Source organism: Mycobacterium paraense (assembly GCF_002101815.1).
In the GTDB taxonomy this organism is placed as follows: domain Bacteria; phylum Actinomycetota; class Actinomycetes; order Mycobacteriales; family Mycobacteriaceae; genus Mycobacterium; species Mycobacterium paraense.
Window position 1 is genome coordinate 1 of record NZ_LQPM01000006.1, and the last position, 14,778, is coordinate 14,778.

At 70.3% G+C, this 14,778-nt stretch carries 11 protein-coding genes and 1 pseudogene; 6 read left to right on the forward strand and 6 right to left on the reverse strand.

Features of this window, described 5'->3' with window-relative positions:
* From AWB89_RS27820 to AWB89_RS03440, 4 genes and pseudogenes are all read right to left on the reverse strand, one after another.
* Nucleotides 1–205 (reverse strand): PGRS repeat-containing protein (locus tag AWB89_RS27820; RefSeq protein ID WP_338152737.1); only part of this gene is annotated, 205 nt, incomplete at its 3' end.
* A 99-nt stretch (nt 206–304) separates the two neighbouring features.
* A pseudogene (locus AWB89_RS27825) lies at nt 305–526 on the reverse strand (PE family protein); the annotation flags it as partial.
* A 162-nt stretch (nt 527–688) separates the two neighbouring features.
* A complete protein-coding gene (gene glgB, locus AWB89_RS03435) occupies nt 689–2,884 on the reverse strand; it encodes a 1,4-alpha-glucan branching protein GlgB (RefSeq protein WP_085171599.1) in 2,196 nt (731 codons plus the stop codon).
* Nucleotides 2,885–2,890: 6 nt separating this feature from the next.
* Nucleotides 2,891–4,984 carry an alpha-1,4-glucan--maltose-1-phosphate maltosyltransferase gene (locus tag AWB89_RS03440; protein ID WP_206601242.1) on the reverse strand — a complete coding sequence of 698 codons (2,094 nt, stop codon included), beginning with the start codon at nt 4,982–4,984 and terminating at the stop codon, nt 2,891–2,893.
* A 223-nt stretch (nt 4,985–5,207) separates the two neighbouring features.
* On the opposite strand from AWB89_RS03440, the gene glgP reads away from it, so the two are divergent.
* Nucleotides 5,208–7,835: an alpha-glucan family phosphorylase gene (gene glgP, locus AWB89_RS03445; protein WP_085171603.1), complete on the forward strand. Its 2,628-nt coding sequence runs from the start codon at nt 5,208–5,210 to the stop codon at nt 7,833–7,835.
* On the opposite strand, the gene AWB89_RS03450 is transcribed toward glgP, so the two are convergent.
* Together AWB89_RS03450 and AWB89_RS03455 are read right to left on the reverse strand one after the other, a co-directional pair.
* On the reverse strand, nt 7,819–9,840 hold the full coding sequence (locus AWB89_RS03450; protein WP_085171605.1) for an ATP-dependent DNA helicase: 2,022 nt from the start codon (nt 9,838–9,840) through the stop codon (nt 7,819–7,821). The two genes, glgP and AWB89_RS03450, sit on opposite strands and share 17 nt — an antisense overlap.
* 10 nt (nt 9,841–9,850) lie before the next feature.
* The gene (locus AWB89_RS03455) at nt 9,851–11,149 is read right to left on the reverse strand and encodes a nicotinate phosphoribosyltransferase (protein WP_085094078.1); all 1,299 of its coding nucleotides are present in this window, start codon (nt 11,147–11,149) and stop codon (nt 9,851–9,853) included.
* A 55-nt stretch (nt 11,150–11,204) separates the two neighbouring features.
* Between AWB89_RS03455 and clpS the strand changes: the two genes are divergently transcribed.
* The 5 genes from clpS to murI are packed head-to-tail and all read left to right on the forward strand — an operon-like array spanning nt 11,205 to nt 14,734.
* Nucleotides 11,205–11,510: an ATP-dependent Clp protease adapter ClpS gene (gene clpS, locus AWB89_RS03460; protein ID WP_085094080.1), complete on the forward strand. Its 306-nt coding sequence runs from the start codon at nt 11,205–11,207 to the stop codon at nt 11,508–11,510.
* A gap of 25 nt (nt 11,511–11,535) precedes the next feature.
* Complete coding sequence (gene aosR / locus AWB89_RS03465) at nt 11,536–12,144, forward strand: oxidative stress transcriptional regulator AosR (RefSeq protein WP_085171607.1); 609 nt, start codon at nt 11,536–11,538, stop codon at nt 12,142–12,144.
* The gene (locus AWB89_RS03470; RefSeq protein WP_085171609.1) at nt 12,141–13,199 is read left to right on the forward strand and encodes a P1 family peptidase; all 1,059 of its coding nucleotides are present in this window, start codon (nt 12,141–12,143) and stop codon (nt 13,197–13,199) included. The genes aosR and AWB89_RS03470 overlap by 4 nt, the downstream gene beginning before the upstream one ends.
* 57 nt (nt 13,200–13,256) lie before the next feature.
* Nucleotides 13,257–13,922, forward strand: coding sequence for a rhomboid family intramembrane serine protease (locus tag AWB89_RS03475; RefSeq protein WP_085094086.1), 666 nt, complete (start codon nt 13,257–13,259; stop codon nt 13,920–13,922).
* Nucleotides 13,919–14,734 (forward strand): glutamate racemase, encoded by an 816-nt coding sequence (murI, locus tag AWB89_RS03480; protein ID WP_085171611.1) that lies wholly within the window; start codon nt 13,919–13,921, stop codon nt 14,732–14,734. The genes AWB89_RS03475 and murI overlap by 4 nt, the downstream gene beginning before the upstream one ends.
* The last annotated feature ends 44 nt before the right edge of the window (nt 14,735–14,778 follow it).

The window sequence follows — 14,778 nt, forward strand, 5'->3', positions numbered from 1 at the left end:
CGGTAACGGCGGCCCCGCCGACGCCGAAGAGGCCCGCGGGCCCGCCGTTACCGCCGGGCCCGCCGGGTACCCCGGATCCGCCGGCGCCGCCGTTGCCGAGCAGGATGCCGCCGGCGCCGCCCGGCGCCCCGGTGCCCGGCGCCCCGTTGGCGCCGTTGCCGATCAGTGGTCGGCCCAGCAGCAGCTCGGTGGGCGTGTTGATCAGGCCGAGCAGCTGCTGCTCGACGCCCTGCAGCGGTGAGGCGTTCGCGGCCTCGGTGGCGGCATACGACATCGCGCCGGACGCCACCGCCTGCACGAACTGCGAATGAAAGGCCTCCGCCTGCGCGCTGATCGCCTGGTACTCCGCGGCATGTGCGGAAAAGAACGCCGCGACGCTCGCCGACACCTCGTCCGCGGCGGAGGCCACCATTCCCGTCGTCGGCGCCGCCGCCGTCGCGCTGGCCGCGCTAATTGTGGAACCGATATTCGCCAAATCCGACGCCGCCCCCGAAACCATTTCTGGTACCGCGAACACGAACGACATGCATGCCTCCCAGCGAGTACGGCGAGTCGGCGGTGACGCCTGGGGATTGGATCATATCCAGACTTTCCGAAATCCGGAAAGTAGCTCGCCATTGCTGGAGTGGCGTTTAAATGGTGCTTTACTTATCGCATTGCAGGCGGTATAAGCCCCGCGGATCGCTTTTTATTCGGGTTCTAGCCACAAGGCCGACGTGGGCGGCAGGACCATCACGGCCGACGCCGGCCGTCCGTGCCACGGGTCCTCGGTCGCGTCGACCCCGCCCATGTTGCCGATCCCCGAGCCGTTATAGATGGTCGCGTCGGTGTTGAGCACCTCGCGCCAGCGGCCGGCGTAGGGCAGGCCGAGGCGGTAGCCGCTGTGCTCCGCACCCGCGAAATTGAATACGCACGCCATTACCGACCCGTCGTTTCCATATCGGAGGAAACTCAACACGTTGTTGGCGGAATCGTTGGCGTCGATCCAGGAATAGCCGTCGGGAATGGTGTCTTGGCTCCACAGCGCGGGGTGGCTGCGGTAAATCTCGTTGATGTCGCGCACCAGGCGCAGAACGCCGTTGGAGAAACCCTGTTCGTCGAGCTGCCACCAATCCAAACCGCCCTGTTCGGACCACTCGGCGCGCTGACCGAATTCCTGTCCCATGAATAACAATTGCTTGCCCGGGTGGGCCCATTGGTAGGCGAGCAGGCTGCGCAGCCCCGCGGCCTTGACGTGGTTGTTGCCCGGCATCCGGCCCCACAGGGTCCCCTTGCCGTGCACCACCTCGTCGTGGCTGAGCGGCAGCACGTAGTTCTCGCTGAACGCGTACAGCATCGAGAACGTCATCTCGTGGTGGTGGAAGCTGCGATAGATCGGGTCGCGGCTGATGTAGTCGAGCGTGTCGTGCATCCAGCCCATGTTCCACTTCATCGAAAAGCCAAGCCCGCCAAGGTTTGTCGGCCGCGTCACGCCCGGCCACGACGTCGACTCCTCGGCGATGGTGACGATGCCGGGGGCGGCCTTGTGCGCGGTGGCGTTCATCTCCTGCAGGAACTGCACCGCCTCCAGGTTCTCCCGGCCGCCGTAGATGTTCGGCGTCCAGCCGCCCTCCGGACGCGAGTAGTCGAGGTAGAGCATCGATGCGACCGCGTCCACCCGCAGGCCGTCGATGTGGAATTCCTCGAGCCAATACAGCGCGTTGGCCACCAGGAAGTTGCGCACCTCCGCACGGCCGAAGTCGAAGACGTAGGTCCCCCAGTCGAGTTGCTCGCCGCGCTTGGGATCGGCGTGCTCGTAGAGCGGGGTGCCGTCGAACCGGCCGAGCGCCCAGGCGTCCTTCGGGAAGTGCGCCGGGACCCAGTCCACGATGACGCCGATACCGGCCTGGTGCAGGGCGTCGACCAGCCCGCGGAAGTCGTCCGGCGTGCCGAATCGCGACGTGGGCGCGTAGTACGACGTGACCTGGTAGCCCCAGGAGCCGGCGAACGGGTGCTCCGCGACCGGCAGCAGCTCCACGTGGGTGAACCCCTGCTCCACCACGTAATCCGTGAGCTCGCGGGCCAGTTGGCGGTAGCTCAGCCCGGGACGCCAGGATCCCAGGTGCACCTCGTAGGTGCTCATCGGCTCGAACACCGGGTTGCGCTGCGCGCGCCGCGTCATCCAGTCGCCGTCGGACCAGGTGTATCTGCTGCGGGTCACGCGCGACGCGGTGTGCGGCGGCACCTCGGTGGCGAAGGCCATCGGGTCGGCCCGCTCGGTCACCACGCCGTCGGCGCCGTGCACGCGGAACTTGTACAGGCCGTCCACGGGGAAATCGGGCCAGAACAGCTCCCACACCCCCGACGAGCCCAGCACCCGCATGGGCGCCTCGTTGCCGGTCCAGCCGTTGAACTCGCCGATCAGGCTGACGCCCTTGGCGTTGGGCGCCCACACCGCGAACGACACCCCGGTCACCGTGCCGTCGGCCGTGGTGAACGAGCGGGGATGGGCGCCGAGGACTTCCCAGAGCCGTTCGTGGCGACCCTCGCCGAAGAGATGGAGGTCGACTTCGCCCAGGGTGGGCAGGAAGCGGTAGGCGTCGGCGACGACGTGGGGGTCGGCGCCCTCGTAGGTCACCTCGAGCCGGTAGTCGATGAGGTTGACGAAGGGCAGCGCGACGGCGAACAGGCCGGATTCGATGTGCTGCAACGGGAACCGGTCATCGCCGACGAGCGCGACGACCTCGCGCGCGTGCGGTCGCAACGCGCGAATGACGGTGTGATTGCCGTACTCGTGGGCCCCCAGGATGCCGTGCGGGTTGTAATGCGCGCCCGCCACCAGGCGCGCCAGATCAGCTGGATCGGGCGCCAGATCCAGCCCAGCGAGTTCGTCGGTTCGGCTCAAGGCCCGTCACCTCCTACGCAGCAGCGTGATTCGGGATTCGTACGGTATGAGCGGCATGTTGATGATGTGCGCGACCGCCCGCGACGGATCGAGGCGGATGTAGTTCGACTGCCCCCATTGGAATTCCTGACCCGTGATCTCATCGCGCACCCAAAACCGTTCATAAGGCTCCATACCCAATGCGGCCATGTCCAACCACAGGGTCGCTTCCTCGGGCCCGAACGCGTTGAGCGTCACCACCACCAGCACGCAGTCGCCGGTGGCCGGGTCGAACTTGCTGTAGGCAAGCAGCGCGTCGTTGTCGACGCCGTGGAAGTGAATCGTGCGCAGCTGCTGCAACGCGGGATGCAGGCGGCGAATCGTGTTGAGTTGCTTGATGAACGGCTCGAGCGACCGGCCCTCGGCCAGCGCGCCCTCGAAGTCGCGGGGGCGCAGCTCGTACTTCTCGGAATCCAGGTACTCCTCGCTGCCCTCGCGCACCGCGCGGTGCTCGAACAGCTCGTAGCCCGAGTAGACCCCCCACGCCGGGCCCATGGTCGCCGCCAGCACGGCGCGGATGGCGAACATGCCGGGACCGTGGTGCTGCAGCACCGCGTGCAGGATGTCGGGGGTGTTGACGAACAGGTTCGGCCGCCGGAAGTCGGCGAGGGCCGCGATGTCGTTGCCGAATTCGGTGAGCTCCCATTTGGCCGTGCGCCAGGTGAAGTAGCTGTAGGACTGCGTGAAGCCCAGTTTGGCCAGGCCGTATTGGCGGGCCGGCGGGGTGAACGCCTCGGATAGGAACAGCACGTCGGGGTCGGCGTCTTTGACCTGGCCGATCAGCCAGGCCCAGAAGTCGGGGGGCTTGGTGTGGGGGTTGTCGACGCGAAAGAACTTGATGCCGTGGTCGATCCAGTGCCGGACCACGCGCAGCACCTCGTCGTAGAGACCCGCGGGATCGTTGTCGAAGTTGATCGGGTAGATGTCCTGATACTTCTTGGGCGGGTTCTCCGCATACGCGATGGTGCCGTCCGGCAATTCGGTGAACCACTGCCGGTGTTCGCGGGCCCACGGATGGTCGGGTGCGCATTGCAGCGCCAGGTCCAGGGCCACCTCCATGCCCAGATCGCGTGCCGCGGCGACGAAGTCGTCGAAGTCGTCGATCGTGCCCAGGTCGGGGTGGATCGCGTCGTGGCCGCCCTCGTCGCTGCCGATCGCCCACGGGGATCCCACGTCCCCGGGAGCGGCGGTGGGGGAGTTGTTGCGGCCCTTGCGGTGTACCTTGCCGATCGGGTGGATGGGCGGCAGGTAAACCACGTCGAAGCCCATGTCGGCGATCCGCGGAAGCTGCGCGGCCGCGGTGGCGAAGGTGCCGTGCACGGGCTTGCCGTTCTTGTCCCACCCGCCGGTCGACCGCGGGAACATCTCGTACCAGGCGCCGAAGCGGGCCAGCGGCCGGTCGACCCACACGCCGAACTGTTCGCCGCGGGTGACCAAATCCCGCAACGGGTAAGCGGCCAGAAGTTCTTCGATTTCCGGGCTCAGGGCCAGCGCGGTGCGGGTGACCGGGTCCCCGGGGGTGCGCAGCGCCTCGGCGGCCGCCAGCAGCGGATCGCGGCGCCCCCGCGGCACGCCGGTCGCCGCGCGTTCGAACAGCGCGGCGCCCACCAGCAGATCGTTGGACAGTTCCTTCTCGCCCTGGCCGGCGTCGAGCTTGGCGACCAGCCCATGGCGCCAGGAGTGGATCGGGTCGCCCCATCCGTCGACCCGGAAGGTCCACAGCCCGACCCGGTCGGGGGTGAACACGCCGTGGAAGACGTACGGTTCCACGCCTTCGGTCATGGGCAGCAGCAGCGGCTTGATCCGCTGCTCGGCCGCCTTGCCGTCCAGGGCGGGCGCGGGACGTTCGGGGGCCTGAACCGCCTTGATCCGGCGGGATTCGCCGACTTGCGGGTAGCGCTGCCCGAGGTAGCGCACGACGAGGGTTGCTGCGACGGCCTCGTGGCCCTCTCGCCACACCGCGGCGCTGACGGGGACCATCTCGCCGACCACGGCCTTGGCCGGGTACGCGCCGCAGGAGACGACGGGCTGGACGTTATCGATCTCGACACGACCGGGCACAAACACTCCGTTTCGATTGTGTGGCGAGACCGCGCGGTGCTTCGTCGCGGAATGCCTCGCCTCTCAGAAACTTCCTGTCGTGGGGACTTTCTCTGACGGACCGCTGCGTTGCGGCCCCAACAACTAACCGATACCCACCCTAGTGCGCCGTCACACACGCCCGAGGCCGGACGGTCACTCGGTCGCCCTGCGGGCGCCGGAATCCTCAGTAAGGTAATGACGTGTGAAAGCCCTTCGCCGCTTTACCGTCCGTGCTCATTTGCCCGAGCGTCTCGCCGCGCTGGATCAGCTTTCGACCAACCTGCGGTGGTCGTGGGACAAGCCCACGCAAGACCTGTTCGCGGCCATCGACGCGACGCTGTGGGCGCGGTGCGGCTGCGACCCGGTCGCGCTGCTCGGCGCGGTGAGCCCGGCGCGGCTCGACGAGCTGGCGCTCGACGACGAATTCGTGGGCCGGCTCGACGCGCTGTCCGCCGACCTCAACGACTACCTGAGCCGTCCGCTGTGGTACCAGCAGCGCCAGCACGCCGGTGCCGCGATGCCCGCCGCGATCGCGTACTTCTCGATGGAGTTCGGCGTCGCCGAAGTGCTGCCCAATTACTCCGGCGGCCTGGGCATCCTCGCCGGCGACCACCTGAAGTCCGCGTCCGATCTGGGCGTCCCGCTGATCGCGGTGGGCCTGTACTACCGCTCCGGCTACTTTCGGCAGTCGCTCACCGCCGACGGCTGGCAGCACGAGACCTACCCGTCGCTGGACCCCCAGGGGCTGCCGCTGCGGCTGCTCACCGACGCCGCACGGGAACCCGTGCTGGTGGAACTGGCGCTTCCCGACTCGGCGCAGCTGCGGGCGCGGATCTGGGTCGCGCAGGTGGGGCGCGTTCCGCTGCTGCTGCTGGATTCCGACGTCCCCGAGAACGAGCACGAACTGCGCAGCGTCACCGACCGGCTGTACGGCGGTGACCAGGAGCATCGGATGCGGCAGGAGATCCTGGCCGGCATCGGTGGGGTGCGGGCCATCCGCGCGTTCACCGCCATCGAGGGGCTGCCCGCGCCCGAGGTGTGGCACATGAACGAGGGGCACGCGGGGTTCCTCGGGGCCGAACGCATCCGCGAGCTGATCACCGACTCCGGGCTGGACTTCGACACCGCGCTGACCGTCGTGCGGTCGGCCACCGTGTTCACCACCCACACCCCGGTGCCCGCGGGCATCGACCGGTTCCCCGTCGAGATGGTGCGGCTCTACTTCGACGACGGCGTGGACGACGGCGCCGATGGGGCGCCAAAGGCCAAGGGCGGGCCCGCCTTGCTGCCGGGCGTGCCGACCGCGCGAATCATGGCGCTCGGCGCGGAGGACGACCCGACGAAGTTCAACATGGCGCACATGGGCCTGCGCCTGGCCCAACGGGCCAACGGCGTTTCGCTGCTGCACGGCCGGGTCAGCCGGGCCATGTTCAACGAGCTGTGGCCGGGGTTCGATCCCGGCGAGGTGCCGATCGGCTCGATCACCAACGGCGTTCACGCCCGCACCTGGGCGGCGCCGCAGTGGTTGCAGCTCGGCCGCGAGCTGGCCGGCTCGGATTCGTTCGGCGATCCCGGCGTGTGGCTGCGGCTGCAGGAGGTCGACGCCGGCCACCTGTGGTGGATCCGCTCGCAGCTGCGGTCGCTGCTGGTCGAGGATGTCCGGCGGCGGTTGCGCCGCTCGTGGCAGGAGCGCGGCGCGCCGGACGCCGAATTGGGCTGGATAGCAACGGCTTTCGATCCCGACGTGCTCACCATCGGGTTTGCCCGCCGGGTGCCGACGTACAAGCGGCTGACGTTGATGTTGCGCGACCCGGATCGGCTCGAACAGCTGCTGCTCGACGAGGAGCGGCCGATCCAGCTGATCGTCGCCGGCAAATCGCATCCCGCCGACGACGGCGGCAAAGCGCTGATCCAGCAGGTGGTGCGGTTCGCCGACCGGCCGGAGGTGCGGCACCGCATCGCCTTTTTACCCGACTACGACATGTCGATGGCCCGGCTGCTGTATTGGGGCTGCGACGTCTGGCTGAACAACCCGCTGCGGCCGTTGGAGGCCTGCGGCACGTCGGGGATGAAGAGCGCGCTCAACGGCGGGCTGAACCTGTCCATCCGCGACGGCTGGTGGGACGAGTGGTACGACGGCGAAAACGGTTGGGAGATACCGACCGCCGACGGCGTGGCCGACGAGGGCCGCCGCGACGACCTGGAATCCACCGCGCTGTACAACCTGCTGGAGCAGGCGGTGGCGCCGAAGTTCTACGAGCGCGACGAACACGGCGTGCCGCCGCGGTGGATCGAGATGGTGCGCCACACCCTGCAGACGCTCGGCCCGAAGGTGCTGGCCTCGCGCATGGTTCGCGATTACGTCGAGCAGTACTACACGCCGGCGGCGGCGTCGCTGCGCAAGACCACCGCGGCCGAGGACGGCGGCGCAAAGTTCGACGCGGCGCGCGAGCTGGCCGCCTACCGGCGGCGCGCGCAGGAAGCGTGGCCCAAGATCACCATCACCGACGTGGATAGCACCGGCCTGCCGGACACCCCGGTGCTCGGCTCCAAGCTGACGCTGACCGCGACCGTGCAGCTGGACGGGCTGGCGCCCGACGAGGTCACGGTCCAGGCGCTGGTGGGCCGGGTCGACGCCGGCGACGCGCTGCTGGAGCCGGTCACCGTCGAGATGTCGTACACGGGCACCGCCGAGGGCGGCAACCAGGTGTTCTCGACCACCACGCCGCTGCCGATGGCCGGCGCGGTCGGTTACACGGTGCGCGTGCTGCCCAACAACCCGATGCTGGCCGCCGGCAACGAGCTGGGCCTCGTCACGCTGGCTCGCTAGCCCGGGTGCGCAGCCGTTCCAGCGCGGCGCGAACCCGCGCGCCGTCGGTGGTCGCCCAGAACGGCGGCAGCGAGGCGCGCAGGTAGCCGCCGTAGCCGGCGGTCACCATCCGCGAGTCCAGCACCGCGACCACGCCGCGGTCGGTGACGCGGCGCAGCAGGCGGCCCGAGCCCTGCGCCAGCAGCAGCGCGGCATGGTTGGCCGAGACGGCCATGAAGCCGTTGCCGCCCCGCGCGGCCACCGCGCGCTGCCGCGCGCCCAGCAGCGGGTCGTCCGGCCGCGGGAACGGGATGCGGTCGATCAGCACCAGCGACAGCGACGGCCCGGGCACGTCGACGCCCTGCCACAGCGACAGGGTGCCGAACAGCGAGGTCTCCTCGTCGGCGGCGAACTGCTCGACCAGCGCGGAGGTGCTGTCGTCGCCTTGGCACAGCACCGGCATCGACAGCCGAGAACGCATGGCCTCGGTGGCGGCGCGGGCGGCCCGCGTCGACGAGAACAGCCCCAGGGTGCGCCCGCCGGCCGCGGTGATGAGCTCGGCGATCTCGGTCAGCTGCTCGGCCGAGCCGGTGCCGTCGCGGCCCGGCGGCGGCAGATGCGCTGCCACGTACAGGATTCCGGCCTTGGCGTGGTCGAACGGCGAACCCACGTCCAGGCCGCGCCACGGGGCGTCGCCGTCCTCCCCGCCGGTCAGCCCCCACGCCGCGGCCATCGCGTCGAAGGACCCGCCGATCGCCAGGGTCGCCGAGGTCAACACCGTCGTCGACCGCGCGAACACCTCGCTGCGCAGCAGGCCGGCGACCGACAGCGGGGCCACCCGCAACACCGGCCGCACCGATCCCCGGTTGTCCTCGTGGTCGAGCCAGACCACGTCGCTGCGGTCCGGGATGGCCGGCGCGAACGACGTCAGGATCCGCGACGCGGTGTCGGATACCTCGCCCAGCGCCGCGACGGCCTCGGCCCGCGCCGCCGCCGCCCTGGGGTCGCTTTTGGTGTCGCCCCTGGTGTCGATCGCCGAGCGCGCCGCGGTGGCCACGTCCCGCAGCGCCGTCAGGTAGGTCGCCATCTCGTCGTCGAGGCGATCGAGGCGGCCCGGCGTGCCGTCGTGGATGGCCGCGGCGAAGTTCGCGGTCGTCGCCTCCAGCCGCTGGGTCAGCTCCGGGTCCACCAGGCGGTTGATGCGCCGCGCGACGACGCCCAGCGCGGCCGACGTCAGCTCGGCGGTGGCCACCGACGTCACCCGGTCGACCAGCTCGTGCGCCTCGTCGACCACCAGCAGCGCGTGCTCCGGCAACACCGCCGAGTCGGCGACGGCGTCGATGGCCAGCAGCGCATGGTTGGTCACGACGACGTCGGCGCGGCCGGCCTCTCCGCGCGCCCGCTCGGAGAAGCACTCGGAGCCGAACGGACACCGCGCCACCCCCAGGCATTCCCGCGCCGACACGCTCACCTGTGACCAGGATCGGTCCGGCACGCCGGGCTTCAGGTCGTCGCGGTCGCCCGAATCGGTCGTCGACGCCCAGGCGGTGAGCCGTTGCACGTCGCGGCCCAGCGCGGTCGCCGCCACCGGATCGAAGAGCTCCTCCTGCGGCCGCTCGTCGTCGGAGTCGTCGGCGGCGCCGCCGTTGTGGATCTTGTTCAGGCACAGGTAGTTTCGCCGCCCCTTCAGCAGCGCGAAGCGCGGCCGGCGCGGCAGCGCCCCGGCGAGCGAATCGGCCAGCCGGGGCAGGTCGCGGTCGACGAGCTGACGCTGCAGCGCGATGGTGGCCGTCGACACCACGACGGGCCCCTCATCGCCGACCGCGCGCACGATCGCGGGCACCAGGTACGCCAGCGACTTGCCGGTGCCGGTGCCGGCCTGCACGACGAGGTGCTCGCCGGTCTCGAAGGCCCGCTCGACCGCGGTGGCCATCGCCACTTGGCCCGGGCGCTCGCTGCCGCCGAGCGCGGCCACGGCGACGGCGAGCAGCTCGGGCACGGACATGGACACGTCGGACGTCGTCATCCCCTGGAGCTCAGGCCCGGACGTGTGTCGTCGGGATCGCGGGGTCGCCGTGCGACAGGTTCAGACCCTCCCACGGCAGGCTGCGCAGCCCGGAGGCCACCAGCTCGCGGGCCGCCGACAGGTCCGGGCGCGACACCGCCTGGCCGCCGCGGACCAGCGGCGTCGTCAGCGCCCGGCACGGTTCGGCGGTCTGCGGCGCGCGGCCCGCCGGGTACACCACCTCCTCGGTGATCGTTCCCGTCGGGCGCGCCAGCCGCAGCGCCTCCTTGCGCCCGCCCTGAGATTCCTTGTGGCTGCTCCGCTTTTGCACGGGCATGCCGTCGACTTCGACCAGCTTGTAGACCATGTTGGCGGTCGGCGCGCCGGAGCCGGTCACCAGCGACGTGCCGACGCCGAAGCTGTCCACCGGCTCGGCGCGCAGGGCGGCGATGCCGAACTCGTCCAGGTCGCCCGACACCACGATGCGGGTCTGCGCGGCGCCCAGCCCGTCGAGCTGCTCGCGCACCTGCCGGACGAGCACCGCGAGTTCGCCGGAGTCGATGCGCACCGCGCCGAGTTCGGTGCCGGCGGCGGCCACGGCGTTGGCCACGCCGGTCGTCACGTCGTAGGTGTCCACCAGCAGCGTGGTGCCCGCGCCCAGCGCGTCGACCTGGGCGCGAAACGCCGCCAGCTCGTCCGGGCCGTCTCGGTGGGTGTGCAGCATCGTGAACGCGTGCGCGGCCGTGCCCTCGGTGGGTATCCCGTAGCGGCGCTGCGCGCCCAGGTTGGAGGTGGCGGCGAAGCCGGCGATATAGGCGGCGCGGGCCGCGGCGACCGCCGCCCGCTCGTGGGTGCGGCGCGAGCCCATCTCGATCAGCGGGCGGTCGCCGGCGGCGCTGACCATGCGCGCCGCCGCCGAGGCGATCGCGGTGTCGTGGTTGAAGATCGATAACGCCAGCGTCTCGAGCACCACGCATTCGGCGAAGCTGCCGGTCACCGACAGCACCGGCGAACCGGGGAAGTACAGCTCGCCCTCGGCGTAGCCGTCGATATCGCCGCCGAACCGGAAATCGCGAAGGTAGCTCACCGTGTCAGGGTCGAGGAACTGCGCCAGCAAACCGCAGGCGTCGTCGTCGAAGGTGAACTGCGGCAACGTTTCCAGCAGCCGGCCGGTTCCGGCGACGACGCCGTAGCGGCGGCCGTCGGGCAGGCGGCGGGCGAACAGTTCAAACGTGGTCCGGCGGCTCGCGGTGCCGTCGCGCAGCGCCGCCGCCAGCATGGTCAGCTCGTACTTGTCGGTCAGCAACCCGGTCAGCACCGGCTCGTTCATTCCGCAACGGTAACGGCTGGCGGCGGCGGGGGTGTGTCTCGGTATCGTAGGGGCCATGGTTGTTGCGTCAGCGCCCACCAAGCCGGGCACTACCGGGCAACGCGAGTCGGCTCCGGTAGACGTCACGGCCACCCCGTGGGTCACCATCGTGTGGGATGACCCGGTGAACCTGATGACATATGTGACGTATGTCTTCCAGAAGTTGTTCGGCTACAGCGAGCCGCACGCCACCAAGCTGATGTTGCAGGTGCACAACGAGGGCAAGGCGGTCGTCACGGCGGGTAGCCGCGAATCCATGGAAGTTGACGTGTCCAAGCTGCACGCCGCCGGTTTGTGGGCGACGATGCAGCAGGACCGGTGAGACTCGAGGTCGTCCGGGATTCCTTGTGCGCAAATGGAAGCGCGTCGAGACCGCGAGCGGTCCCCGTTTTCGGTCCGGCTTGGCCTCCCACGAGGCCGCCCTGCTCAAGAACCTCGTCAGCGCCATGATCGGCCTGCTCGACGAGCGTGAATCTTCCGCGCCCACAGACGAACTCGAGGAGATCACCGGCATCAAGACGGGAAACGCCGAACCGCCGCGCGATCCGACGCTGCGCCGGCTGCTCCCGGATTTCCACAGGCCGGACGACACGGACGGCGGCGATGACGACGAGGTCGCGTCCGGCGCCGACACTCCCGACAGCCTCAACGCCGCGCTGCGCAGCCTGCACGAGCCGGAGATCATCGACGCGAAACGCGTTGCCGCGCAAAAGCTTCTGGATACCATTCCGGGCAACGGCGGCCGGTTCGAGCTGACCGAGGAAGAAGCGAACGCCTGGATCGCGGCCGTCAACGACATCCGGTTGACGTTGGGGGTCATGCTCGAGATCGGGCCGGAGGGCCCGGAGCGGCTCCCGGCCGACCATCCGCTGGCGGTGCACTTCGACGTCTATCAGTGGCTGACCGTCCTGCAGGAGTACCTGGTCCTGGCGCTGATGGGAAAGCCGGCCGGATGAACTCCATCACCGACGTCGGGGGCATCCGCGTCGGTCACCACCAGCGACTGGACCCCGACGCGTCGTTGGGAGCCGGCTGGGCCTGCGGCGTCACCGTCGTGCTCACCCCGCCCGGCACCGTCGGCGCGGTCGATTGCCGCGGCGGTGCGCCCGGCACCCGCGAGACCGATCTGCTGGACCCGGCCAACACCGTGCGCTTCGTGGACGCGGTGCTGCTCGCCGGCGGCAGCGCCTACGGCCTGGCGGCCGCGGACGGCGTGATGCGCTGGCTGGAGGAGCACGACCGCGGCGTGCGCATGGACGGCGGCGTGGTGCCGATCGTGCCGGGGGCGGTGATCTTCGACCTGCCGGTCGGCGGCTGGGATCGCCGGCCGACGGCGGAGTTCGGCTACGCGGCGTGCGAGGCCGCTTCCGGCGGCGGAGGCGCCGGCGGAGAGATAGCCGTCGGGACCGTCGGCGCGGGGGTGGGGGCGCGCGCAGGCGTCCTCAAGGGCGGGCTCGGGACCGCCTCGGTGACGTTGCAAACGCCCGCCGCTCCCGGCGTCACCGTCGGCGCGATCGTCGTCGTCAACTCCGCCGGCGACGTCGCCGACCGCGCGACCGGCATGCCCTGGATGGCGAGCCTGAGCGACGAGTTCGGCCTGACGCCGCCGCCGGCCGAACAGATCGCCGCGTACGCGGAGTTGCCAACGGCGCTGAAGCCGTTGAACACCGCCATCGCCGTCGTCGCGACCGACGCCGCGCTGAGCGCCGCCGCGTGCCGGCGGGTCGCGATCGCCGCCCACGACGGCCTGGCGCGCACCATCCGCCCGGCGCACACGCCGCTGGACGGCGACACCGTGTTCGCGCTCGCCACCGGGGCGGTCGAGGTGGCCCCGGCCGTCGATGCCAAACCGGTGCCCGCCGCGTTCTCGCCCGAGACGGCGCTGATCGCCGAGGTGGGGGCGGCCGCGGCCGACTGCCTGGCCCGCGCGGTGCTGGTCGGGGTGTTCGCCGCCGAGGCGGTGGCCGGGATACCGGCCTACCGCGACGTTCTGCCCGGGGCGTTCGGCTGAGCCCGGCAACTGCGCCGGTAGCCTTGACGATGCCGAGAATGCGTGAGAAGGGCAGCTATGACCCAAGGACATCCGCGGGCGCCGGCGAACCCGTCGAAGAAGCGACCCCAGTGGGCGGTCGGCGGCGCCACGATCCTCACCTTCGTGGCGTTGCTGTACCTCATCGAGCTGATCGATCAGCTGATGAACCATTCGCTGGACCGCAACGGCATCAGGCCGTTGGAGGCCGACGGGCTGTGGGGGATCCTGTGGGCGCCCTTCCTGCACGCGAGCTGGACGCACCTGTTGGCCAACACGGTGCCCGCCCTGGTGCTGGGCTTCCTGATGACGCTGGCCGGCATGTCCCGATTCGTCTGGGCCACCGCGATCGTGTGGATCGTCGGCGGCTTCGGCACCTGGCTGATCGGCAATTGGGGCGGCTGCCGCTTTGAGTCCGACCACATCGGGGCCTCCGGCCTCATCTTCGGCTGGCTGACGTTCTTGCTGGTGTTCGGCATCTTCGTGCGCCGGTTCTGGGACATCGTCACGGGCCTGGTGGTGTTGTTCGCCTACGGCGGGATCCTGGTGAGCGCCGTGCCCGTCCTGGACAAGTGCGGCGGCGTTTCCTGGCAGGGCCACCTGTGTGGCGCGCTGGCGGGCGTCCTTGCCGCCTATCTCCTGTCCGGCCCGGAGCGCAAGGCGCGCGCATCGAAGAAGGCCGGCGCACGGCGCCCCAGGGCATGAACGCGCCGTTAGCGCCCGTCGGGGTCTTCGACTCCGGCGTCGGGGGGCTGACCGTCGCCCGCGCGATCATCGACCAGCTGCCCGACGAGGACATGATCTACGTCGGCGACACCGCCAACGGCCCCTACGGCCCGCTCTCCATTTCCGAGGTTCGCGCCCACGCGTTGGCTATCGGCGACGATCTGGTCGAGCGCGGTGTCAAGGCTCTGGTGATCGCGTGCAACACGGCGTCGGCGGCCTGCCTGCGCGACGCCCGCGAGCGCTACGACGTGCCCGTCGTCGAGGTGATCCTGCCGGCGGTGCGGCGCGCCGTCGCCACCACCCGCAACGGACGCATCGGCGTGATCGGCACCCGGGCGACCATCAACTCGCACGCCTACCAGGACGCCTTTGCCGCCGCCCGCGACACGGAGATCACCGCGGTGGCCTGCCCACGGTTCGTCGACTTCGTCGAGCGGGGGGTGACCAGCGGCCGTCAGGTGCTCGGGCTGGCCGAGGGCTATCTGGAGCCGCTGCAGCGCGCGCAGGTCGACACGCTGGTGCTGGGGTGCACGCATTACCCTCTGCTCTCCGGGCTGATTCAGCTCGCGATGGGCGAGAACGTGACGCTGGTTTCCAGCGCCGAGGAGACCGCCAAGGAAGTGCTGCGGGTGCTCACCGAACACGACCTGCTGCGCCCCCATGACACGCCGCCGGCCACCCGCGTGTTCGAGGCGACGGGCGACCCCGAGGCGTTCACCAAACTGGCGGCGCGCTTCCTCGGTCCCGCGGTGACGGGTGTTCAGCCGGTGCAGCAATCGCGTGCCCGCTAACGCCATGGGGAGATTCTGGTCACATCAAAGCGGCGATGTTTTCT

Excerpts from the sequence above, each read along its gene's own strand:
- AWB89_RS03455 (WP_085094078.1), bottom strand. The coding sequence starts at position 11,149 with ATGAACGAGCCGGTGCTGACCGGGTTGCTGACCGACAAGTACGAGCTG.
- AWB89_RS03450 (WP_085171605.1), bottom strand. The coding sequence starts at position 9,840 with ATGACGACGTCCGACGTGTCCATGTCCGTGCCCGAGCTGCTCGCCGTC.
- clpS (WP_085094080.1), top strand. The coding sequence starts at position 11,205 with ATGGTTGTTGCGTCAGCGCCCACCAAGCCGGGCACTACCGGGCAACGC.
- murI (WP_085171611.1), top strand. The coding sequence starts at position 13,919 with ATGAACGCGCCGTTAGCGCCCGTCGGGGTCTTCGACTCCGGCGTCGGG.
- AWB89_RS03470 (WP_085171609.1), top strand. The coding sequence starts at position 12,141 with ATGAACTCCATCACCGACGTCGGGGGCATCCGCGTCGGTCACCACCAG.
- AWB89_RS03475 (WP_085094086.1), top strand. The coding sequence starts at position 13,257 with ATGACCCAAGGACATCCGCGGGCGCCGGCGAACCCGTCGAAGAAGCGA.